Below are 24,468 nucleotides of genomic sequence, written 5' to 3'. Positions count from 1 at the left end.
ATTTAATGTTAAGTAGTTACAAACTTAACAGCCTACAAATGTATAACTTTTAATAATATTATTTACCTTTGGCACCTATTTTGTGTTAAACTTGATATTAATATAACATTCATTTTATGAAAATTAAACACTTTTTCTTGGTTTTAGCAGTTGTTTTTTCAGCTATCAAAGGCTTTTCTCAGGATAAAAAATTTAAAGTACATACCGTTGCTTTTTACAATTTTGAAAATTTATTCGATACAATTAACGATCCTGATACATATGACGAGGAATATACTCCCGTTAATGGCTGGACTAAAAAAAATTATAATAAAAAATTAGATAACTTAAGTCGTGTTCTAATTGAATTGGGGACAAGCGAAAGTCAAAAAAACTCACCAGTAATTATTGGAGCTTGTGAAATTGAAAACAGAAGAGTATTAGAAGATTTAGTAAAACATCCCACATTAATCAATAAAGGATACAAAGTTGTGCATTTTGATTCTCCAGATAAACGTGGAATTGATGTTGGGTTTTTATATCAAGAAAAGTATTTTCAGCCAACAAGTTACATAAATGTGCCTTTGTATGTTTATGAAACAGAAACTACTTCTGATAAGAAAAAATCAAAAGAGGAAGAAAAAGAAGTTGAGGAAAATGTAAATTATGATAAAAAAACAAAAAGAATTTACACAAGGGATCAACTTTTGGTAACTGGTTTGTTAGATGGTGAAGAAATTAATATTATTGTAAATCACTGGCCATCTCGTTCGGGTGGAGAAAAAAGAAGTAGCCCTTATAGAGAAGCAGCCGGAAGATTAAATAGAAAAATTATGGATTCTATTATCAAAATTAATCCAAAAGCTAAATTTATTACCATGGGTGACTTAAATGATGGAACTTATAATAAAAGTGTAAAAGAAGGTATTGGTGCAAAACTGAAAAAATCGGAATTAAAAGAACCAAGAGATGTTTATAATCCTTTTGAGCAAATGGCTAAGGATGGTCACGCTACATTGTTTTATAGAGATTCAGGGGATATTTTTGACCAAATCATGGTGAGTCAACAACTAATTCCAGCAGACAATAATGATTATAGTACCTTCAAATATTGGAAAGCCGGAATTTATAATAAACCTTTCTTAATCCAAAAGACCGGTCAATGGAAAGGATATCCACTACGTAATCAAAACGGAACTCCAGGATTTTCAGATCACTTCCCAGTTTATATTTATTTAGTGAAAGAAGTGAAGTAATTTCAGTCTTTATAATTTAATAAGGTTAGTTGGCAATAAAATGCGGCTAACCTTTTTTCTTTTTAGTAACTTTACATTTTAAATGCAAAAAAGATGGCAATAGGAAAACCGTTTAATTTACAAAAGTGGATTGAAGACAATAAAACGTTATTAAAACCACCGGTTAGTAATAAGAATTTATATGTAGAATCGGAAGATTATATAGTAATGATTGTGGGTGGACCCAATGCACGAAAAGACTATCACTACAACGAAACGGAAGAGTTATTTTACCAATTAGAAGGTGAAATTACCGTTTTTATTCAGGAAGATGGAGAAAAGAAAGCCATGAAATTAGGTCCAGGCGATATGTATTTGCATCCTGCTAAAGTACCGCATTCTCCAGCTAGAACTGAAGGTTCTGTAGGTTTAGTAATCGAGAGAAAGCGTGCTGGGAAAGGATTTAATGATGGTTTGCTTTGGTTTTGCGACAATTGCAATCATAAATTACATGAAGTCTATTTCGAATTACACGATATTGAAAAAGACTTTTTACCACATTTCAGTACGTTCTACAATTCGGAAGAAAAAAGAACGTGTAAAAAATGTGGTACTGTAATGGAAACCAATCCTAAGTTTACAAGAAAGTAACACAAATTCTCACAAAGTTTCGCAAAAAAATCTGTGAAAATCCTTGAAATCAGTGGCAAAATATAACACCAAGATTGAACTCTTGTGTTTAAAAATATATTTTCTATCTTTGAAAAAAATTTAACAAAAACCGAATAAAAAGTTATAAAATGATATCTGAAGCAGCAATTCAATTTGGTATGCAAGAAGCTTTGCAACAATTAGGCATTAAAGAAATTAACGAAGGAACTTCTACTGGAACCAAGTGGTTTTCTAACGGAAAAATCATCGAATCATACTCACCAGCAACAGGAGATTTGATTGGAAAAGTAAAATCTTCAACAAAAGAAGATTACGAAACAGCTATGAGTGCTGCAGAAGAAGCTTTCAAAACATGGCGTTTGGTTCCAGCTCCAAAAAGAGGAGAAATTGTGCGTCAAATGGGAGAAGAATTGCGTAAGCATAAAGAAGCATTAGGAAAATTAGTGTCTTTTGAAATGGGTAAATCGTATCAAGAAGGTCTTGGAGAAGTTCAGGAAATGATTGACATCTGTGATTTCGCAGTAGGTTTGTCTCGTCAATTACACGGATTAACAATGCACTCAGAACGTCCAATGCACAGAATGTATGAGCAATGGCATCCGTTTGGAATTGTTGGAATCATTTCGGCTTTCAACTTCCCAGTGGCAGTTTGGTCTTGGAACACAATGTTAGCATGGATTTGTGGTGATGTTTGTATTTGGAAACCAAGTTCAAAAACGCCTTTATGTGGTGTAGCGTGTCAAAACATCATTCAAACGGTATTAGAAAGAAACAATTTACCAGAAGGAATCAGCTGTTTAGTAGTGGGTAACGAATCGGGTGATTTAATCAATAACGACAAACGTATTCCATTAGTATCGTTTACAGGTTCTACAAGAATTGGTCGTCACGTATCAAAAACGGTTGCTGAGCGTTTTGGGAACACTATCTTAGAATTAGGAGGAAACAACGCCATCATCGTTTCTAAAGAAGCGGATTTATCAATGGTATTGGTAGGAGCGGTTTTTGGAGCGGTAGGAACAGCAGGTCAACGTTGTACTTCAACACGTAGATTAATTGTTCACGAAAGTGTTTATGATAAAACATTAGACGTTTTAACAAAAGCGTATGCGCAGTTAAAAATTGGAAATCCATTAGATGCTAACAATCACGTGGGACCACTTATCGATAAAGGTGCAGTTCAAGATTACTTAAACGCTATCGAAAAAGCAAAAGCAGAAGGCGGAAGAGTTATCGTTGAAGGCGGCGTTTTAGAAGGAAAAGGATACGAAAGCGGTTGTTATGTAAAACCATGTATTATCGAAGCGAAAAACGAGTTCGAAATCGTGCAACACGAAACATTTGCTCCCGTTTTATATGTAATGAAATACAGCACAATTGAAGAAGCTATCGAAATGCAAAATGCAGTTCCTCAAGGATTATCTTCTTCTATCTTTACCAACAACATGAGAGAAATGGAATTATTCCTTTCTGCTGCAGGTTCTGATTGTGGTATTGCTAACGTAAACATTGGAACTTCGGGTGCTGAAATTGGTGGTGCTTTTGGTGGTGAAAAAGAAACAGGCGGTGGCCGTGAATCAGGCTCTGACGCATGGAAAGCGTACATGAGAAGACAAACCAACACGATTAACTACGGAACAGCATTACCATTAGCACAAGGTATTAAGTTTGATTTTTAAATAAGTGATTAGTGAAAAGTAATTAGTGATTAGTTACTTTTTGGATATAGAAAAACCCTGTAAAATTTAATTTTGCAGGGTTTTTTGTTTGTAATTTTGTTTATTTTAATTTAAACCACGAGTAAAAAAGAGTAGCACCGTCGCGGATAAAATTTTAATCAAAAAATTCATATTTTTCAATGATTCCATTTTGATTTTTAATCGTGAGTGTATTATTATCAAACGAAAAAAAGGTAGATGTTTTAACATCAGTAATTTTTCCAGATTTTCTGTCTGTGTATTTTCTAAATTCTGTAATCGATTTTAAATTTGTAGACTCATCATAATCATAAACACATCGTTTTTCAAGATTTAAAAAAGGATCTAATTCTGTAAATTCAACTAATTTTCCGTCAATATATTTATAATTTTTTGTTAGAATATAATCACCTTTATGAATTTGCTTTATTTCCTTTAATAAATTATTTTCATAGGAATACGATGATTTTATCATTTCTATTCCATTTTCAAACTTAGTTGATTCAATAATTTTGTTGTTATCATTATATTTATAAGTTATATAATGATTTTTTTGATTTTGATTGGCCGCTAGATAGTCATTGACATTATATGCCCAGACAATGTTATTTTTATTATCATAAACTGCAGAATCTTTTATGAATTTATTCTCAGATATTTTGTCATTGTAAATTGTTTTTCTAATACCTTTTATCACTGTTAAATTACTATTTAAATCGTAGATAAAATAAGTTATGGAATTGGTTTTTCTTTTGTCATTGCTGTCGAAATATTCTATTTTATCAATTAGATTATTTTTGTAGAAATATTGTTTTTTTTCCCCATTATCTTCACTAATTTCAATTAATTTATCTTGATTATAAAAAATATTATATTTTTTTAAAGAAGTTTTAGTATCTCCTTCTTTCTTTTCGATCAAATATGAAGTAACGCGATTCTTTTTTTTGTCTAATATTGCTTTATAGAATTCAAATTCGTTATTATAGTTATAATCAGTAACTACAGTTATTTTTTCACCTTTTTTTTCGTTTTCTTTAATATAATTTGAATTATCTAAAACTCTCTTTTCTATATTTTTAGTATCAATAGTTGTTCTCTTTTCTTTTTCAACCAAAATATTATTTATATATCTACAAAGAATAGTTGTAGTTGAATTTGAATCGGAATTAATTTCTGAAATAACGTTACCATTTATGTCAAATTCAATAATTGTTTTACCGATAATTTTCTTCTTTATTTTCTTGTTGTATAATTTAGAATAATCATTTATATCATTTTCTGGAAGAATGACGGTAGGTCTAACTATTGTTGGTTCAGGATGTTTAAATTGTCCAAAGCATATTATGCTTTGAAAAAAAAAGATTAAATAAATAATTGCTTTTAAGTTCATTTTAATAGTTTAATATTTGTTGAATTAAAATCTTAAGGCTACCTTTCACGTGGTTCATTTTAATCAAAGATAACAAATTGTAACTATAAAAAGTAAAGTCAACTTTTATAATTAAGTAGTCAAGTTGGTGTTTTCTTTATAGATATAGCACTGTTACAGCACTGATATAACACTGATATAGCATAAAAAACTTAAGTTGTATTAATGGTAACAGAAAGCTATCAAAAACCAAAAACCCCACAAATCAAATTTGCAGGGTTTTCTATGTTATTCTGTCATTCTGAACTTGTTTCTGAATCTAAAAACGAGAAGCTGAAACAAGTTCAGCTTGACAAAAAAGAAAAAAGGATTACTTCGTTTTCTTCACGTATTGTGTCAAAATATAAATACTTTGGTTTTCTACTCTACCTTCAATTAAGTTAGCATCGTCCCAAACTAATTTAATGTTGTGCACGGCAGCTCCACGTTTTGCTGTAAAAGTAGCACCTTTTACATCTAAATCTTTAATTAACACCACCGAGTCGCCATCTTGTAAAATAACGCCGTTACTGTCTTTATGTACAATTTTGTTTTCGTCTTCTTCAGCGTCTTCGCCTGTTGCTTTTGCCCATTCTAAGGCTTCTTCATCTAAGTACATCATGTCAAGCAAATCGTTGTTTTTCAAACGCGCTAACATGCGCCAAGATAAAATTTGTACTGGCAAATGCTCATTCCACATACTTTCTGATAATCCTCTCCAATCGTTTTCATTCATGGTTTCCGGGTTTTCAATTTGGTCTTTTAAATGTTTTGCAACCAAAACCGAATGTTCTAAGCTTTCCGCAGTGTGAGGTGGCAACGTGTACACAACTAAATCGTGTTCGGTACCACTAATTTCGCAAACTGAACCACTGCGATCTTTCAGTTTCTTTTCTATTACACTCATTTTGAATGGATTTTACGTAAATAAATAATTTGAAGCAAAGGTATAAATTGTAACAAAACAGCATAAAAAAAAGCAACTTTTTTGAGGAGTTACTTTAAAATAAATTCGAATAATGGTTTACAAATTAAAACTTGCGCCAATAGACAAGTTAAACTGATTGTTATATTTTTCAAATCCAACAGGGTTGTTATCGTAATGTGCTATTGGAAACTGGATTTCAGAATACAACCCGAAACCATCGGTAATAAAATAGCGAGCGCCTAAATGTGCTCCAAAATTTTTAATTCCGATATTTAATCCAGGATAGATATCTACTTGTTTTTCAATACCAAATACATCGGCAATGTTAGCACTAAAACGGGCTCTAAGATCAAAACGGTCGTCAAAATTTGGTTTTTCGCCTGCAACTTCTTCAATTCCTAATAAATATAAAGAGGTAAAACCAAACGACATATTAGTTCCGATTCCTCTATCATAAGTAGCAATTACACCTGTTCCTTTTTCCTGAATGTTAGCACCTACTTGGAATTTTGTATCTCCTTTACCTTTAAAAACTTGCGCATTTGCCATTTGAATTGTAACAAACAAACATATTACTGTCAGAATATTTTTCATAGCTTTCGATTTTTTATTATTATACAAAGATACAATTTTTTAATTTCTTCCGTTTTCGTTAGGATATAACTCAGGTAAAGCATCACTTTGCCAGAATTCTTTGGTATCAACATCCATGATGGTAAGTTTTCCTTTGAAAGCAGCTCCAGTGTCCACATTCCAAACGCATGATTTATTTACTGGGATTGTTTCATCAATTTTAGTAACAGGTGTGTGTCCAATGAAAATTTCGTTATAAATTTTTAACCGCAGTGGATAGTTAATAGCATCTTTTGAAAGTTGATTGTCAATTGCTAAAGCAGTTTCCCAAAGCGTTCTATCCCAATAAAATAAAGGTTTAAAAAATTCGTGTTCCACTCCTTTCATATTAGTAAATCCGGCATGAATAAACAATCGGTTTTCAGTATCTAAATAGTAATTTTGAAGCGATTGTAAAAAACGAATATGTTTTTCTTTCGTTTCAGCGTCAATATTTTGATATGATTTTACAGTAGCTTCACCACCGTGTTGAAACCACAATTTTTCATCAATATTTTCGTTATTGCTTAATAGCCAGTCTAATAGAAGTTCATCGTGATTGCCACGAATAAAAATACAAGATTGTTTTTTTTGTAATTCTATTAAAAAATCTAAAACGGCAGGAGATTCGCTCCAACCGTCAACATAATCACCTAAAAAAATTAGGGTGTCTTCTTTTGTTATTTTAGCTCTTTCAAAAATTTGGTGTAGGGCTTTTAATCCTCCATGAACATCTCCAATCACTAATTTTCTATTCATTTTTCTTGTTGTATTTCATTTTTCTTAAAATTCGCATGGCTTCTTTAAACGAGACATAGAGTAGCGGATTTTCAAATGATTTTAGATAGGGTTTAGCTTCAATTAATTTTTGTTTAGCATCCTCAAATCCGTTTAAATAACAAACCATCATAATTTGAGGAAAGTTTTCTATATCTCTTTTTTCTGACGGTTGCAAAAGTAATCCCTTTTGAAGCTTAGAAAGTAAAGCAAGATGAGAATTATAAATATGATGCAACATTTTTCGGTTGTATTGAGGCGGTTCAAACAACATTTCTGAATTCATTTTGTAATAACCATTATCAAAAAAACTTAGTGTAACTTTTTCAAACGGATAGTAGCTGGTTTTATCATTTAATCCTAAAGAAATGTATTCGGTAATACTAAAACTGCTATCATCATAGGTAATACTTACTTCGTCTAAAGCCGAATAAAACAGTTTTACCTGTTCGTTGACCAACTCAATATCCACTCTAGAATAATACTCTTTATCCCGAACTTTTTTCTTATTTCCAGCCCAACAAACCACAAATAATTCTTTGAAAACTTTGTATTTGGAAGGCAAGTCCTTATGGCGATTGTTGATAAAATCCAAAACACTTTCTAAGGTATGTTCAATGCTATTACGAGAGCTGTTTTCAATACTAATAACCGTCTCCACATTCTGTTTCGAATACGGAATTTTTTCAGTCGTAGGTGAAGTATTGCTTCCCTTTCTAACGAAATAAGTATTCGCTTCAATGGTATGAATGCCTTTTTTGAAATATGAATTTTTAGATTTCGGTTTAATGGTAACCAATCCTACCACTTTATCTTTTGGAAGGTTTGGGAAAGGCACATTTTCGTACTGAATTTTAGGTGGATTTTCTAAAAAAGCATTTACCAAATTCTGAATTCGGCTATCATCAAAAAAATCATTACCAACGATTTCATTGGTTTCGTCTTCCACACCCACCACAATATAAGAATTGTTACTCGGATTGGAATTGGAAAGCGCACAAATGTGTTTTAAAAACTTGGCTTTTCCTTCTTTAGTATGCAGGTTTAATTGCCGCTTCTTATCATAAAAACTATTCTCATCATGATGAGCTAAAAGATTTTTGATAAGAAGCCGCTTGTTGATCATTTTTTACCTGAATATTCTGAACACTGTTAACCGAATACTGATTACTATTTTAAGGCACTCTATTTCCCATGCTTTCTGTCCAGATAGCAAACCAATCTTGCTTATCTAAAACTAACGATTTTGCTTTCATTAATTGTTGAATTCTTCCTGAATTAACCGTTCCGGCAACGGGAGAAATTCCAGCAGGATGTTGCATAATCCAAGCTAATAAAATAATATCAGAACCTATGTGATATTTCTCAACTAACTTAGCTAAAAGTTGACGCAATCTAAAGGTTTGATCGGTATTTTCTCTAAAAACAGTTCCTAACGGATTCCAAGCCATAGGTTTGATATTGTGGACTTGCATGTAATCAAAACTACCGTCTAACATAGCTTCATAATGTGTTGCAGAAAACTGTACCTGATTAAAAGAAATTTCGGTTTTCTGACGTAATAATTCGGTTTGAAAAGGTGTGAAATTAGAAACTCCAAAAGATAGAATTTTTCCATCTGCTTTTAATTTCGAAACGGCTTCGGCAATTTCGTCCGCTTGCATTAACGGACTTGGTCGGTGAAGCAAAAAAACATCTAAATAGTCGGTTTGTAAATTTTTCAATGAATTTTCGGCTGACCAAATAATATAATCTTTCGAGTATTCGTAATGTTTTATCGAATTATTAGGTCTGTTTTCAGAAGTATATTGAATTCCACATTTAGTAATTAATTGAATTTTTTTGCGATCTATTTTACTTTCAGTAAGTGCTTTTCCAAACGAAGCTTCAGTGGTATAACCTCCATAAATATCGGCATGATCAAAAGTAGTGATTCCGTTTTCTATGAATAAATTAATTAAGTGAGTAAATTCATTGGTATTTAGGTTTTTATCCCAAACACCCCAATTCATAACTCCGGCAATAATAGGTGATAATTCTACAGACATAGTTGTTGTGTTTTTAATTTTTTCTTAAAATTATAAAATAGAATCATAAAACACTCATAAAATCATTCTTTTTTATTCACTTTTAACGCAATGTTAACAAGTTAAAAGCAAAAAAAAATTCAATTTGCACTGTTAAAAAATGTTGTTAATTTCACACCGCCAAATACAATCATAAAATGGAAGAAAATACATCAACCTTAGACATTAGGGCAATTAATGAAAAGATTGAAAGAGAAAGTGCTTTTATAGACTTACTTACAATGGAAATGAATAAGGTAATCGTAGGTCAAAAACACATGGTCGAGCGATTATTAATAGGTTTGTTGGGTCAAGGACATATTTTATTGGAAGGAGTTCCTGGATTAGCAAAAACCTTAGCCATTAATACGCTTTCTCAAGCAGTTCATGGTTCGTTTAGTCGTATTCAGTTTACACCTGATTTATTGCCAGCCGATGTGGTAGGAACCATGATTTATAACATCAAACAAAACGACTTTACCATTCGTAAAGGGCCAATTTTTGCCAACTTCGTATTAGCGGATGAGATTAACCGTGCGCCTGCAAAAGTGCAATCTGCTTTGTTAGAAGCCATGCAAGAAAAGCAAGTTACCATTGGTGACGAAACGTTTAAGTTAGACAAACCGTTCTTAGTAATGGCAACGCAAAACCCGGTTGACCAAGAAGGAACCTATCCATTACCTGAAGCGCAAGTTGACCGTTTCATGTTAAAAGTGGTAATTGATTATCCAAAAATGGAGGAAGAGCGCCATGTAATTCGTCAAAATTTAAAAGGTGCTTTTGAAAAAGTAAACCAAGTGGTTTCGTTAGAGCAAATTTTAAGAGCGCAAGAAGCCGTTCGTGAAGTATACATGGATGAAAAAATCGAGAAATACATCTTAGATTTAATTTTCGCAACGCGTTATCCAGAAAAATATAAATTAGAAAGTCTAAAACCATTAATCAGTTTTGGAGCCTCGCCACGTGGAAGTATCAACTTAGCCACAGCTGCTAAATGTTACGCTTTCATCAAACGTAGAGGTTATGTAATTCCAGAAGACGTTCGTGCTGTAGTGTACGATGTATTACGTCACAGAATCGGAATCACATACGAAGCTGAAGCTGAAAATGTAACCACAGAAGACATCATCAGCAGAATTGTTAACGAAGTTGAAGTGCCTTAATAGTGATTAGTAACAAGTGAATAGTAATTAGCAACCGCTTTTAAACTTATCACTTATCACTTATCACTTATCACTAAAAGTATGGATACCAAAGAAATTCTAAAGAAAGTTCGAAAAATAGAAATCAAAACCCGAAGATTGAGCGATCACATCTTTTCGGGAGAATATCACACTTCGTTTAAAGGACGCGGGATGACCTTTTCAGAAGTGCGCCAATACCAATACGGTGACGACGTAAGAGCTATCGATTGGAATGTAACCGCACGCTACAACGAACCATTCGTAAAAGTATTTGAAGAAGAACGCGAATTAACCATGATGTTGATGGTAGATATTTCGGGTTCTGAAAGTTTTGGCACAAAAAATCAGTTAAAGCGTGATATGATTACCGAAATTGCGGCCACATTAGCGTTTTCGGCTACTCAAAATAATGATAAAATTGGTTTGCTTTTGTTTTCGGACCAAATCGAATTGTTTATTCCGCCTAAAAAAGGAAAATCACACGTTTTACGAATCATTCGCGAGTTAATCGAATTCGAATCAAAAAGCAAAAAAACCGATTTATCGCAAGCTTTGAAATATTTATCGAGCGTTTTGAAAAAGAAAGCCATCGTGTTTTTAATTTCCGATTTCATGGTGAAAGATTACGAACACACGCTAAAAATCGCTTCAAAACGTCATGATGTAACCGGTATTCGAGTGTTTGACCAACGCGAAGAAAGCATTCCAAATATTGGTGTGGTAAATATGCTAGATGCCGAAACAAGCGAAACACTTTTGGTAGATACTACGTCAAAAAAAGTGCGAATGGATTACGAAAAATACTATCGTGAAAACGTAAATTATTTCAAAGATATTTTTTCAAAATGTGGAGCAGGAACGATTAGTTCGAGAGTGGATGAAAGCTATGTGACCAAATTATTAGGTTATTTTAAAGCGCGCAATTAAGAAAAATGAAAAAGAAACTTTACTTATATATTGCTTTATTATTCGGATTTTTGGGTTTTGCCCAACAAATCTCGTCTTCTATTGATTCTACCCAAATTAAAATTGGATCGCAATTCAACTTAACTATCAAAGCAAAAGTAAACGCAAAAGATAAAGTCGTTTTTCCAGATGGAAAGTTTTTTGGTGCTTTGGAAATATTAGAATCATACCCAATTGATACCTTAAAGAATGACAACCAATACGAATTAATCAAAAAGTACGGGTTAACCCAATTTGATTCGGGACGCTATGTGATTCCGAAATTATTGGTAAAAATCAATCAAAAGGAATTTCGTACTGATTCGCTTTCGATTTTGGTAAACGATGTAAAAGTCGATACGACCAAACAACAAATGTATGATATCAAAGACATCATCGCTACCGAAGAAAAACCAATGAGCGAATGGTGGAAACTCCTAATTTTATTGGTGTTGATTGTGGCTTCTGGATTTGCATCATACTTCATCATCAAACGTTTACAAAAAGACAAAAAACAAGAAGAAGAATTTTTCGCTTCACCAATTGAAAAAGCGATTGCGTATCTTCAAAACTTAGATAAAAAACAATTGGTGCAACGCGGTGATGTGAAAGAATACTATTCTGAAATGACCGATATCACCAGAACATATATTGAAGAATCGATTCATATTCCAGCGATGGAAAGTACTTCGAGTGAATTAATGGAAGCGTTGAAAAAAGCGATTGCCGATAAAAAAATGTTTGTCAATCGTGAAGATTTAGAAAAATTCAAAAAAGTTTTAGAAAATTCCGATTTGGTTAAATTTGCCAAATCACAACCTTTACCATTTGAAATTGAAACCGATAAAAAAATCATCGATAAATTCTTATTAGTAATTGATAAAGCCTTACCAAGAACCGAAGACCAAGCCGCAATTTTATTTGCTGAAGAAGTGCGTAAAAAAGAAATGCAAAAGCAAAAGTTCAAACGTTTGGTTATTTCTATCGGAATTTCAGCCTTTTTATTGGTGGCTTCTGTTGTAATTTTTGCTTACACAGTAGGATTTGATTTTGTGAAAGACAGTTATTTTGGCTATTCTACCAAAGAATTGTTGGAAAAAGAATGGATTACTTCGGAATATGGCGAACCTGCTATCATTATTTCATCGCCAAAAGTTTTAAAACGAACTATAGATGAGAAAATTCAAAACAACCTTCCAGAAAACGTAAAATCAACCAGTCGTTTTGCGTATGGAAATATTACAGATGATTTCTCAATTGTTTTAATTACAACCGCTTACAAAGATACCACGAAGATAGATTTAGATTTAGCATTGGAAGCCGATTTGAAAGAATTAGAAAAGTTTGGAGCTAAAAATATCATCGTAAAAACGGGCGAATTCGAAAATGTAAAAGGACTTTCGGGTAAAAAAGCCTACGGAACATTTACCGCTTTTGACCCTGTGAGAGAAGAAGATGTGAAAATGGAATACGAAATCATGGTATTGTCTCAGCCTGGAGGTGCTCAAGAATTTTTCTTAATTTACAAAGAAGAAGACGAACATGCGAAGCAAATTATAGAGAAAATTCAGAATTCAATCGAACTAAGAAAAGCCAAGAAATAATGGGAAAAGTAACCTTTTTAAATCCGGAATTTTTATGGTTGTTTTTGGTTTTACCAATAGCAATAGGCTGGTTGTTTTACAAAAGAAACCAACTTTCGGCAACGGTAAAAATGAGTTCATTGGAACCTTTCATGCAGAACAGAACTTTCTTGGCTAAAGCAAAACCATTTTTATATGTATTGCGAATTTTAGCATTAAGTTCAATAATCATCGCATTAGCAAGACCAAGAAGCGTTGACGTAACTTCAAAATCGAAAACCACAAAAGGAATCGATATTGTAATGGCAATAGACGTTTCGAGTAGTATGTTGGCCAATGATTTAAAACCAAATCGTTTAGAAGCACTGAAAAAAGTAGCTTCCACATTTGTTCAAGATAGAATTAACGATAGAATCGGATTGGTAGTTTATGCAGGTGAAAGCTATACGAGAACTCCTGTAACTTCTGATAAAACGATTATTTTACAATCGTTAAAAACTATTGAATATGATGATTCCATTATTGCCGATGGAACTGGAATTGGTGTTGGTTTAGCCACTGCCATCAACCGAATTAAAGACAGCAAAGCAAAAAGTAGAATCATCATTTTATTGACAGATGGTGTGAACAATTCTGGAACCATCGATCCAAGAACCGCTTCAGAAATCGCAAAAGAATACGGCATTAAAGTATATACCATCGGAATTGGAACAAACGGTCAAGCCATGTTTCCAGTAGCGAAAGATGCGAATGGTAAATTGGTATTTCAAAGAATGCCTGTAGAAATAGATGAAAGCTTAATGAAAGAAATTGCGAAAGCTACGGATGCAAAGTATTTTAGAGCCACATCAAACAAAAAATTACAAGCTATTTACGACGAAATTAATAAGTTAGAAACCACCGAAATTGATGAGAAGAAATTCTACAATTACGACGAGAAATACAAACCTTTCGTGTTGATTGCATTTGTATTATTAGGTGTTGAGGTGTTATTGAGAAATTCAGTTTTTAGAGGAATCGTTTAGAAAGAAAAACAATGTTTGAATTAGAAAGTCCAATATATTTTTACTTATTAGCACTATTACCCATAATAGTAGCACTTTTTCTATTCAATTTGTTTTGGAAAAGAAAAAGACAAGCCGTTTTTGCCGATTTGGAATTGTTTAATCAATTAGCGCCAGAAAAATCAAGCTTTAAACCGGCTTTGAAATTAGGAGTTTTGTTATTGGCATTAGCCTGCATTATTATCGCTTTGGTAAACCCAAAAATGGGAACTAAAATGGAAACCGTAAAACGTCAAGGGATTGATATTGTCTTTGCAGTCGACATTTCAAAAAGTATGTTAGCCGAAGACGTAGCGCCAAATCGATTAGAAAAAACCAAGCAAATCGTTTCGCAAATCATCAACCAATTAGGAAATGACCGCGTAGGAATTGTAGGTTATGCAGGAAGTGCTTATCCAGTTTTACCCATGACAACCGATTATAGTATTGCTAAAATGTACTTGCAAAGTATGAATACCAATATGGTTTCTTCGCAAGGAACTGCTTTTAATGATGCTATTCAATTAGCGGTAGATTTCTTTGATGTAAAAGATACTAGTAAGTTAATCATCTTAGTTTCTGATGGTGAAGACCACGGAGAAGGAGTAGATGACGCTGTTGAATTGGCAAAAGAAAAAGGAGTTCGTATTATAACAATTGGTGTAGGAACAGAAAAAGGTGGCCCAATTCCCTTACGTGATGATAAAGGAACTATCGCTTCGTATAAAAAAGACCAAGAAGGACAAACGGTAATTACTAAGTTATATCCTGAAGTTTTAAAGAAAATTGCAGATAATACAAAATCAAAATATATGGTAGGAACTACTACAAAAGATGTGGTAGAAGAAATTAAAAAGTCATTAGATAAAATCGAAAAATCAGAATTCGAATCACAACAAATTGCTGATTTTGAATCGCAATACCAATGGTTTTTAGCTCTAGGGTTTTTATTATTGTTGATAGATGTTTTCTTATTAGAGAAAAAAACGGCATGGGTGCAAAAGTTGAACTTATTTAATGAAAAGAAACATGCGTAAGATACTTTACATAGTGCTATTATTGAATAGTGTTTTGCTTTTCGGACAAGAAAAAGACAAAAATCTTTACAACGGAAATCAGTCATTTAAAGAAAAAAAATACGCTGATGCCGAAGCCGATTTTCGTGTAACCGAATCAAAAAAATCACCTAAAAAAGCAACTGCTGGATATAACTTAGGAAATAGTGTGTATCGTCAAAACCAACAAGGCGAAGCACAAATTCGATATATTCAAGCCTTGGAACATGCGAAAACGAAAGAAGAAAAGTACCGAATTTATCATAATTTAGGTAACACTTTTATGCTAGAAAAGAAATATGATTTAGCAGCAGATGCTTACAAAAACGCGCTTCGAAATAATCCAAATGACGAAGAAACCCGATACAATTACGCTTTAGCTAAAAGAAAAAATAAAGACAATCCGCCACCAAAAGACAATAAGAAAGACAACAAAGGTGGTGGAGGTCAAGACAATAAACCACAGCCAAAAGATAAAGACGGCAAAAACGACAAAGGAAACGATAAGAAAGATTCGGACAAAAACGATCAGAACAATAGAGACAAACAAGGCGATAACCAACAAAGTAAAGGTAACGGAGAGAAAAAAGAAGATAAAAACGAAAACCCAAAACCAAGCGGTGCCGACAAACAACGCATCGATAATATTTTAGATGCAGTTAATAATGCAGAGAAGAAAGTGCAGGACAAAGTGAATGCTAAGAAGGTAAAAGCACGTCCGGTTTCAAATGAAAAAGATTGGTAACAAATGAAAAAGATATTTTTAGTTTTATTCTTATCGGTTTACTATAATACTGTTTCCGCTCAAGTAAAATTTGAAGCACAAACAGAAAGAAGTTCTTATGGTTTAAACGAGCGCATTCAATTGGTTTTTTCTATAAATAATGAAGGGGATAATTTTGTAGCTCCAAAGTTTCCCGGATTTAAAGCGGAAGGACCTTTCATTAATAAAGGAAACCAAACTTCAATTACGATTATAAATGGTAGAGTGAACCAAAAAAGAGAAATTTCAACTCAGGTCATTTACTATTTAACCCCAACTAAAAAAGGAACTTTTACTATTGGCACAGCTTCAATTGAATATGACGGAACAGTTTACAAATCAGCACCCATAAAAATTACGATTACCGATCCTATCCAAATGCCAAACTATCCAGGCCAACAACCAACAAATGTGAATTATGGAGAAGGAATTCATTTGGTAGCCGAATTATCTACAAAAAATCCGTATGTAAACGAGCCCGTTACAGTAGTTTACAAGTTGTATTTCGAACCTCGTTCAACGGTTGGGAATTTCAGAAATTTCAAAGCACCAAAATACAATGATTTCTGGAGCCAGTATATCGACATGAAGCAATTGCGTGCTGAACGCGGAAAATACAACGGCAAAGATTACAGCATGGTAGTGCTTCGAAAAGTGATTTTATATCCATTAGAATCGGGCGCTAAAACCATAGAACCTTTCAAAATCGATTTAGATGCTGAGGTGCCAACAGGTCGTCGCGATTGGTTTGGTGAATACGAAATGCGAGTTATTGAAAAATCACTTTCAACAGGAACGCAAACCATTAACGTAAAACCACTTCCAGAAAACAGAAAACCAGCGAGTTTTACTGGAGCTGTAGGGAATTTCGATTTTAAAGTAAATCCATCAAAAACAGCATTAAAAGCAGGCGAATCCTTAGATTTAGAAGTAAGTGTTTCAGGTAAAGGAAACTTAAAATTATTTACCTTACCAAAACCCGTAGTTCCAAGTGCTTTAGAAATGTACGAACCATCGCATACCGAAAATGTACAAACGCCATTAACGGGTATGGTTGGAAAAGTTTCGGACAAATACACGATAATTCCACAATTTAAAGGAAAATATACTATTAAACCAATGGAGTTTTCGTACTACGATTTGGTAAGTAAATCATATAAAACCATCACTTCAAAAGAAATTACCATTGATGTAGCTGAAGGTGATGGAAACTTTGTTGCCAACACACCAAGTACAAACAAACAAGTCATTCAGAAAAAAGAAGTATTTCAATTCAATAAGTTGAAAACCGAATTTGTTTCAAAATCGAGAGAAGATTTCTTAGGTTCAGGATTGTTTTATAGTTTGTTATTTGCACCATTATTATTGATTCCGATTGTGATGATTGCTAGAAAACAAAAAGAAGCAAAAGATGCCGATGTGGTGGGTAACCGAGTTAGAAATAACAACCGATTAGTGAAAAAATATTTGTCGGAAGCCAAAAAACAAATGGGCGACAAAGTACCGTTTTATATGGCAATGGAAAAAGCATTACACAATTTCTTGAAAGCCAAATTACATATCGAAACCGTTGAAATGAGTAAAGACAATATCATCGAATTATTGCAACAACGAAACGCATCTGAAGAAAGTATTAATCGATTTATGGAGTTAATGAACGATTGCGAATTCGCACGATACGCGCCAGCAACCGATATTGCCATGACAAATGATTTTGAACGAGCTGTGGAACGAATTTCAGAACTTGAAAAACAATTGAAATAATGAAAAAGCAGATTATACTATTCCTTTTGTTTTTGATTTCATTTGCCAATGCAAGTGAATCCATCGATGCTACCTTTAAAAAAGCTAACGATTTATACAACAAAGGCGATTACGAACAAGCGTTGCAATCTTTCGAAAGCATTGTAAACAAAGGCAACGAATCGGCTGATTTGTATTTTAATATTGCGAATTGTTACTACAAATTAGGAAAAGTAGCGCCATCGATTTACAATTACGAAAAAGCATTGCTTTTAAACCCAGATGACGAAGCTATACAAACCAATCTGTCATTTGCTCAAAAAATGGCAATAGACGATATTAAAGTCCTTCCAGATGTTGGTTTAAAGAAAATGGTGAAAGAGTTCACAAGCGTTTTTCATTATGATACTTGGGCTTGGATTGCTGTTTTTATTGCTTTTTTAAGTTTACTTTCCTTTTTAGGTTATTATTTTGGAAATACCGTGTTTCTAAAGCGTACTTTTTTCAGTTTGTTTCTGTTGTTTTTAATCGGAATTGGCGTAACCGTTTTCTCTGCTTTTTTACAGAAGAAATTCGATGCGAATAACAATCCAGCCATCGTTTTTGCAGAAGCAACGACATTAAAAGCGGAACCAAAAAACAGTTCGGAAGACGTAGTAACGCTTCACGAAGGCACAAAAGTTTTCGTTTTAGAAGAATTAGGCAACTGGAAACAAGTAGAACTCACCGACAAAACCAAAGCTTGGATTAACAAAGAAGCGATTAAGGAAGTGAAGGAATAGTGTTCAGTGTTCAGTTGAAAGTGTTCAGACTTAGCTTGTAGAAACTTTATTCACTCTCAACTTCTTTCTTCAAACTATCATACCAACCTTCAATCGTAGGATAAATCGCTTTTGAAATATTCTGAATTGGATTATAAAAAATCGAATTGTCTTGCGTTTCTTTAGAAAGTAGCATATTATTAATGTTGATTTTCTCAAAGATAAAAAGCACTACACTCAATGCTAGAATCGTTTTCAACAAACTAAAAAGCACACCAGCCAATTTGTTAATCCAACCTAAAAAAGCAAAATCCGCTAATTTGGTTAGAATTTTTGCGCTTAAATGAATTCCTATCACCACCAACAAAAACGTAATGATAAAAGCCGTAATTTCAATATATTTCGGATTCCAACTTGGTACAAATCCAGTAAAAATAGCGCCTACTAAATTCGAAAATTTAATCGCTAAATAAATTCCTAAAATCAAAGCTATAAATGAAGCGACTTCCACAAAAAGCCCGTTTTTCAATCCTTTATAAACCGCAAAACCCAATAAAACCGCAAAAACAATATCAATAAAACTCATTTGAAAGAAAATAGAATAATGAACAAAGATAAAAGAATTGTTGAAAGTGGTTTTCTGTTGTTATCTTTGCAGAAATATTATTAGATTGATGGGAAACTTTGTGCTTCCAGCATCCATCTTCAAACTTAAAAAAAATGTCCAGAGATATACAATTAAAAGAACGTTGGGAAAGCGTTGTCAACATATTATCAGAAAAATTTTCAGGCGGAGAAGACCTTGATTTAGAAGGAATCATCTACTTAATTGGTGTGCAAGAATTGGGAAAAATTCACGCTACTTTCAAAAAAGATGAAAAAGTAAACCTAATGCACATCGCCATTTGCCGTTTGTTAGAACCTTACGGTTACTACGAGTTTGAATATTTCGACAACGACGGCTGGCCCCATTACAAAGTAAAAGAAGAATTGCCACCATTAAAAGCAGGCGAACAAGCGGTACTAATGAAAGAAGCAATTGTAGGTTACTTTTTAGAGAAAGAGTTGATAGATTGATGATTTATGATTAACGATTTATGATTTTAGAAGTTTTAGACAACTTGAAACTTGAAACTTGAAACAAAATACATAAATTTGCATTTTACAAAACGAGCGATGACAGAAACGATTAAAGCCCATATTGAAGAAGTAAAAGCTTTTCAAACCGATAATAAAGAACAATTAGAAGCCTTCCGAATCAAGTATTTAGGAAGTAAAGGCTTGTTGAAAGACTTTTTTGCCGAATTCAAAAATGTTCCAAACGAACAAAAGAAGGAATTTGGACAAGTAATCAACGAATTGAAAACTTCGGCAGAAGAAAAGGTAAAAACCATTCAAGACGCTTTAGAAAATAAAGAAGAAGCAAAAGGAATTTATGGCGACACTACGCGTCCAGGAGAAGCGATGAACATTGGTTCTCGTCACCCAATTTCTATTGTAAAAAATCAAATGATTGATATTTTTTCAACCATTGGTTTTAACGTGTCCGAAGGTCCAGAAATCGAAGACGATTGGCACAATTTTACCGCATTAAATTTACCAGAATACCATCCGGCAAGAGATATGCAGGATACGTTTTTCATTCAAACCAATCCTGATGTTTTGTTAAGAACGCACACTTCATCAGTGCAAGTGCGTTATATGGAAAACAACAAACCGCCAATTCGTACGATTTCTCCAGGAAGAGTGTTCCGTAACGAGGCAGTTTCTTCGCGTTCACATTGTATTTTCCATCAAGTGGAAGGATTGTATATTGACAAAGACGTTTCTTTTGCCGATTTAAAACAGACTTTGTTGTATTTCACTAAAGAAATGTTCGGAAAATCGAAAATTCGTTTACGTCCATCGTATTTTCCATTTACAGAACCAAGTGCTGAAATCGATATTTATTGGGGATTAAAAACAGAAACCGATTACAGAATTACCAAAGGAACTGGTTGGTTAGAAATTGGTGGTTGCGGAATGGTAGATCCAAACGTATTGAAAAATTGCGGCATCAATCCAGACGAACACACAGGTTTTGCTTTCGGAATGGGAGTTGAGCGTATTGCAATGTTGTTGTACCAAATTGGTGATATCCGTATGTTTTACGAAAACGACGTTCGTTTCTTAGAGCAATTCAAATCAAGTATATAAATTAAGATAAAGTCTTAATACTTAATTCTTTAATCTTAATACTGTTTCAATGAAAAAAGATATTATCATCCCAAAAGTAGAAGGCGTTCACATTGTAGCTTTTCAAGAATGGAACGACGATTTTATGGAGAATTCTTGGTACGCTTACTTAGTAAACGATACCGATAATTTGCTAGAAATGGCTATGGTAGTTTCACGTGCTTATGGTTTAATCAATGGCGAAGAACGCAAAACAGGAACATTCCGTCATGCATTTGCTAAAGTAGAACCTAGAACCGCCGTTAAAGTAGAATTGTTAGAAAACAACGTCTTACAATTGAATAACGAATTCATGTTGTCGTACTTTTCAAACGGTCAATTATTCGATAAAACCTTCGTTTTTAGAACCAATTCTATCAATGAAAAAGCTACTGCCGATTTACCAATTATCAACAAAAGAGGTGTTTTTGCGAATTAGATTTTAAAAAAAATACCGCAGATTCGCAGATTAAATACTAAATCTGCGAATCTGCGGTTTTTATAATTCTCTACTTTTTAGATATAGGATTGTTTTCCTCAATTTTTTTCCTCAATTTTATATTTTGAAAAAAGTTTAAAATGAAGAAAATCCTTTTCTTTTTGCTTTTGACTTTCCAATTTGGGTTTAGTCAATCTCAAGAACGTTCTGTTAACATAGAAGTTTACAGTATGAACGGACCTTTAGCTGGAGCATCAATTCATAATAAAGCTAATAATTCAACATTTATTACAGATTTTAACGGAAAAGCAATTTTGAATTTTGATAGAATTTATTCTGAATCCATTTTTGAATTGAGATTTATGGGTTCGCCAGTTAAGTTTAAATTGTATAAAAACTGCACTTTTATAAAAATCAATATTGATTCGAAAACAATAGAATACTTTTTTAATGATAAATTATTGAAAAAGAAAAATATAAAAATTTAATACAACTTCAACAACACAACATGAAACCATTTCTTATTGCTTTAGCTTTCTTAACTACAACAATTTCTCAGGCACAAGATTTCGCCAAACACGTCAACCCATTTATTGGAACAGGCGGTCACGGACACACATTCCCAGGCGCAACAGTGCCTTACGGAATGGTGCAACTTTCTCCTGATACTAGAATCGATGGGAGTTGGGATGGCTGTAGTGGTTATAATTATTCCGATAATTTGATTTACGGATTTTCCCACACGCATTTGAATGGAACAGGTGTTTCAGATTATGGTGACATTATGTTGATGCCGACGGTTGGAATTAATACTCTAGATTCAAAATTGTATTCTTCAAAATTCCAACATAAAAATGAAAAAGCTTCTGCAGGATTTTATTCAGTACATTTAGATAAATATAATATTGATGTTAGGTTAACCACTTCAACCCGCGTTGGTTTTCATGAATATACGTTTAATAATGCTGGTCAAGCGAATATCATTTTAGATTTGAGACATCGTGATAAACTTTTAGAAGGAAGAGTAAAGATAATAGATGATAAGACGATTGAAGTTTTAAGGAGAAGTGAAGCTTGGGCAAGAGATCAATATGTGTATGCAAGGATTGAATTTAATGCTCCAATGATGAATTCAAAAGGAATTAAAAACTCAAATGATTTTGATATACAAACATTGGCATTAAGCTTCTCAAAACAAGTCAAAAAAGGCGAAAAAATCCTCGTAAAAGTATCGCTTTCTCCAACGAGTTACGAAGGTGCGAAATTAAACAGTTCCGAAATCAAACATTGGAATTTCGATAAAGTCCATAAAGCTGCTATTGCGCTTTGGAACAAAGAATTATCAAAAATTGAAGTCACTTCTAATGATAAAGACAAGTTAGCCATTTTCTACACGGCTTTGTATCACACCATGATGCAACCTAATATCGCGCAAGATTTAGACGGAAAATATCGCGGCAGAGACAACCAAATTCATGTAGCCGAAGGATTTGATTATTACACGGTATTCTCGCTTTGGGACACGTTTAGAGGCGCGCATCCATTATACACGTTGATTGATAAAAAACGAACAGCTGATTACATTAACACTTTCATCAAACAATATGAACAAGGAGGAAGATTACCGGTTTGGGAATTAGCTTCCAATGAAACCGATTGTATGATTGGCTATCATTCGGTTTCTGTAATTGCTGATGCGATGGCAAAAGGAATAAAAGGTTTTGATTACGAAAAGGCTTTTGAAGCCAGCAAAGCGTCTGCCATGCGCGATGTTTTAGGTTTGGATGCCTACAAGAAAAACGGATTTATTTCGATTGATGACGAACACGAAAGCGTTTCCAAAACCTTAGAATATGCCTATGACGATTGGTGTATTGCGCAAATGGCACAAATTTTAAACAAACAAGAGGATTATCAATATTTCATGAAACGTTCTCAAAATTGGAAAAACATTTTCGATTGGGAAACCGGTTTCATGCGTCCAAAGAAAAATGGGGGTTGGGACAAACCTTTCGACCCAAGAGAAGTCAACAATAATTTTACTGAAGGAAATTCATGGCAATACTCGTTTTTCGTGCCACAAGATATTGAAGGCATGATTGAAGCGTATGGCGGACGAGAAAAATTTGAAGCGAAGTTAGACGAAATGTTCAACAGCGAAAGCAAAACTACTGGTAGAGAACAAGTCGATGTTACGGGTTTAATCGGACAATATGCTCACGGAAACGAACCAAGTCACCACATGACGTATTTGTACAATTACGTGGGAAAACCAGAAAAAACAAATGCAAAAGTCAAGTATATTTTAGATAATTTTTACACCAACACGCCAGACGGCTTAATTGGAAACGAAGATTGTGGTCAAATGAGTGCTTGGTATGTGTTGAGTTCAATGGGAATTTATTCGGTTACACCTGGTATTGGAGGATTTTGGTCGCCAGGACATCCATATTTTGATAAAATAGTTGTTTCTGAAGGTAATAAGAAACGAATAATTGATAAGACTTTTCCAACTTTTCCTAATACTTTAGTAGATTTTGGATTTGAAAAAGAAGGAGATGAATTATTCGAATTAGATTATTATCCTTTAAGCTATTATGAAATAATTACAGTTCCTGTAATTCAAGCGGAAAGCAAAGCGTTTAAAGACAATTTGAAAATCGAATTGAAATCTCAAAATTCAAATGATGTGATTTTTTACTCTACAAATGATGCAACTTCAAAATTAGATGATAGAATATTTATTAAATATACTAAACCATTTTCAATTGATTTAACTACGGATGTCTTTGCTTATGTTGAAAATAATGGACAAAAAAGCAATACCATTTCTGCAACCTTCTTCAAGAAACCAAACAATTACAGCATCAATATTAAATCGGTTTACAATCCGCAGTATCACGCCGGTGGTCCAGAAGGTTTGTTAGATGGTGTTTTAGGAACGGAGAACTGGAGAAAAGGCGATTGGCAAGGCTACCAAAGTCAGGATTTTGAAGCGGTTGTGGATTTAAAAGAAGTAAAAAGTGTTAGTGAAATTTCAGCACGATTTTTACAAGACCAACGTTCTTGGATTTTAATGCCAACGAAAGTCGATTATTATATTTCGGATGATAATGTAAATTTTATGTTTTTCGGTTCGGTAAACAATACCTTAGATCCAAAATTAGAGGAAAATACGATTTTGAATTTCACTTCTAATGAAATCAAAGGCAAAAAAGCTCGTTACGTAAAAGTAATCGCTAAAAACTTCGGAAAACTACCGGAATGGCATCAAGGTGCTGGCGGTGATGCCTTTATTTTTATAGATGAAATTACTATCAAGTAAAAGCCAAAAATTAACCGCAGATTCGCAGATTAACTAGGT

The 24,468-nt window shown here is 33.4% G+C and carries 23 protein-coding genes; 16 read left to right on the top strand and 7 right to left on the bottom strand.

Annotation, left to right across the window (positions count from 1 at the left end; translation table 11 throughout):
- The first annotated feature begins 116 nt into the window (after nt 1-116).
- The 3 genes from B4I81_RS06580 (at nt 117) to B4I81_RS06570 (ending at nt 3,565) form a co-directional block, all read left to right on the top strand.
- Nucleotides 117-1,235, top strand: coding sequence for an endonuclease/exonuclease/phosphatase family protein (locus B4I81_RS06580; protein ID WP_291108942.1), 1,119 nt, complete (start codon nt 117-119; stop codon nt 1,233-1,235).
- Between the two features lie 93 nt (nt 1,236-1,328).
- The gene (locus B4I81_RS06575) at nt 1,329-1,865 is read left to right on the top strand and encodes a 3-hydroxyanthranilate 3,4-dioxygenase (RefSeq protein WP_291108940.1); all 537 of its coding nucleotides are present in this window, start codon (nt 1,329-1,331) and stop codon (nt 1,863-1,865) included.
- 149 nt (nt 1,866-2,014) lie between these two features.
- Complete coding sequence (locus B4I81_RS06570) at nt 2,015-3,565, top strand: aldehyde dehydrogenase family protein (protein WP_414655092.1); 1,551 nt, start codon at nt 2,015-2,017, stop codon at nt 3,563-3,565.
- 154 nt (nt 3,566-3,719) lie between these two features.
- Here the strand turns inward: B4I81_RS06570 and B4I81_RS06565 are convergent, their stop codons facing one another.
- From B4I81_RS06565 to B4I81_RS06540, 6 genes are all read right to left on the bottom strand, one after another.
- Nucleotides 3,720-4,973, bottom strand: a complete 1,254-nt coding sequence (locus B4I81_RS06565) for a hypothetical protein (RefSeq protein WP_291108938.1) — start codon at nt 4,971-4,973, stop codon at nt 3,720-3,722.
- A gap of 349 nt (nt 4,974-5,322) precedes the next feature.
- The gene (locus B4I81_RS06560; protein WP_291108936.1) at nt 5,323-5,898 is read right to left on the bottom strand and encodes a PhnA domain-containing protein; all 576 of its coding nucleotides are present in this window, start codon (nt 5,896-5,898) and stop codon (nt 5,323-5,325) included.
- A gap of 117 nt (nt 5,899-6,015) precedes the next feature.
- Nucleotides 6,016-6,513: a DUF6646 family protein gene (locus B4I81_RS06555; protein WP_291108934.1), complete on the bottom strand. Its 498-nt coding sequence runs from the start codon at nt 6,511-6,513 to the stop codon at nt 6,016-6,018.
- Nucleotides 6,514-6,552: 39 nt separating this feature from the next.
- Nucleotides 6,553-7,290: a metallophosphoesterase family protein gene (locus tag B4I81_RS06550; RefSeq protein WP_291108932.1), complete on the bottom strand. Its 738-nt coding sequence runs from the start codon at nt 7,288-7,290 to the stop codon at nt 6,553-6,555.
- Nucleotides 7,283-8,434, bottom strand: a complete 1,152-nt coding sequence (locus B4I81_RS06545) for an ATP-binding protein (RefSeq protein ID WP_291108930.1) — start codon at nt 8,432-8,434, stop codon at nt 7,283-7,285. Before B4I81_RS06545 ends, B4I81_RS06550 begins: the two co-directional genes overlap by 8 nt.
- A 49-nt stretch (nt 8,435-8,483) precedes the next feature.
- Nucleotides 8,484-9,356: an aldo/keto reductase gene (locus tag B4I81_RS06540; RefSeq protein WP_291108928.1), complete on the bottom strand. Its 873-nt coding sequence runs from the start codon at nt 9,354-9,356 to the stop codon at nt 8,484-8,486.
- A gap of 176 nt (nt 9,357-9,532) precedes the next feature.
- Here B4I81_RS06540 and B4I81_RS06535 point away from each other — a divergent pair, with 176 nt between their 5' ends.
- From B4I81_RS06535 to B4I81_RS06500, 8 genes are all read left to right on the top strand, one after another.
- Nucleotides 9,533-10,537: an AAA family ATPase gene (locus B4I81_RS06535; RefSeq protein WP_026725118.1), complete on the top strand. Its 1,005-nt coding sequence runs from the start codon at nt 9,533-9,535 to the stop codon at nt 10,535-10,537.
- An 81-nt stretch (nt 10,538-10,618) separates the two neighbouring features.
- Nucleotides 10,619-11,485: a DUF58 domain-containing protein gene (locus B4I81_RS06530; RefSeq protein WP_291108925.1), complete on the top strand. Its 867-nt coding sequence runs from the start codon at nt 10,619-10,621 to the stop codon at nt 11,483-11,485.
- 5 nt (nt 11,486-11,490) lie between these two features.
- Nucleotides 11,491-13,107, top strand: a complete 1,617-nt coding sequence (locus B4I81_RS06525) for a hypothetical protein (protein ID WP_291108923.1) — start codon at nt 11,491-11,493, stop codon at nt 13,105-13,107.
- Entirely contained in the window at nt 13,107-14,111 is a 1,005-nt protein-coding gene (locus B4I81_RS06520) for a vWA domain-containing protein (protein ID WP_291108921.1), read from the top strand. The genes B4I81_RS06525 and B4I81_RS06520 overlap by 1 nt, the downstream gene beginning before the upstream one ends.
- Before the next feature lie 11 nt (nt 14,112-14,122).
- Entirely contained in the window at nt 14,123-15,166 is a 1,044-nt protein-coding gene (locus B4I81_RS06515; RefSeq protein WP_291108919.1) for a vWA domain-containing protein, read from the top strand.
- Entirely contained in the window at nt 15,159-15,929 is a 771-nt protein-coding gene (locus B4I81_RS06510) for a tetratricopeptide repeat protein (RefSeq protein ID WP_291108917.1), read from the top strand. Before B4I81_RS06515 ends, B4I81_RS06510 begins: the two co-directional genes overlap by 8 nt.
- Before the next feature lie 3 nt (nt 15,930-15,932).
- Nucleotides 15,933-17,711, top strand: coding sequence for a BatD family protein (locus B4I81_RS06505; protein WP_291108915.1), 1,779 nt, complete (start codon nt 15,933-15,935; stop codon nt 17,709-17,711).
- Nucleotides 17,711-18,472 carry a tetratricopeptide repeat protein gene (locus B4I81_RS06500; protein WP_291108913.1) on the top strand — a complete coding sequence of 254 codons (762 nt, stop codon included), beginning with the start codon at nt 17,711-17,713 and terminating at the stop codon, nt 18,470-18,472. Before B4I81_RS06505 ends, B4I81_RS06500 begins: the two co-directional genes overlap by 1 nt.
- A gap of 46 nt (nt 18,473-18,518) precedes the next feature.
- On the opposite strand, the gene B4I81_RS06495 is transcribed toward B4I81_RS06500, so the two are convergent.
- Complete coding sequence (locus B4I81_RS06495; RefSeq protein ID WP_026725127.1) at nt 18,519-19,037, bottom strand: CvpA family protein; 519 nt, start codon at nt 19,035-19,037, stop codon at nt 18,519-18,521.
- A gap of 134 nt (nt 19,038-19,171) precedes the next feature.
- Between B4I81_RS06495 and B4I81_RS06490 the strand changes: the two genes are divergently transcribed.
- From B4I81_RS06490 to B4I81_RS06470, 5 genes are all read left to right on the top strand, one after another.
- Nucleotides 19,172-19,528, top strand: coding sequence for a hypothetical protein (locus B4I81_RS06490; protein ID WP_291108909.1), 357 nt, complete (start codon nt 19,172-19,174; stop codon nt 19,526-19,528).
- 99 nt (nt 19,529-19,627) lie between these two features.
- Entirely contained in the window at nt 19,628-20,647 is a 1,020-nt protein-coding gene (gene pheS / locus B4I81_RS06485) for a phenylalanine--tRNA ligase subunit alpha (protein ID WP_026725129.1), read from the top strand.
- Between the two features lie 49 nt (nt 20,648-20,696).
- On the top strand, nt 20,697-21,104 hold the full coding sequence (locus tag B4I81_RS06480) for a hypothetical protein (protein WP_290820343.1): 408 nt from the start codon (nt 20,697-20,699) through the stop codon (nt 21,102-21,104).
- Between the two features lie 140 nt (nt 21,105-21,244).
- Nucleotides 21,245-21,592, top strand: a complete 348-nt coding sequence (locus B4I81_RS06475; RefSeq protein WP_291108907.1) for a hypothetical protein — start codon at nt 21,245-21,247, stop codon at nt 21,590-21,592.
- A 20-nt stretch (nt 21,593-21,612) separates the two neighbouring features.
- Nucleotides 21,613-24,429, top strand: a complete 2,817-nt coding sequence (locus B4I81_RS06470; protein ID WP_291108905.1) for a GH92 family glycosyl hydrolase — start codon at nt 21,613-21,615, stop codon at nt 24,427-24,429.
- Nucleotides 24,430-24,468: the final 39 nt, after the last annotated feature.

Origin of the sequence: Flavobacterium sp. UBA6195, assembly GCF_002422095.1 — a bacterium.
Lineage (GTDB): Bacteria > Bacteroidota > Bacteroidia > Flavobacteriales > Flavobacteriaceae > Flavobacterium.
The sequence above is the reverse complement of the archived record's forward strand: the minus strand, read 5'-3'. Positions and strand labels throughout refer to the sequence as shown.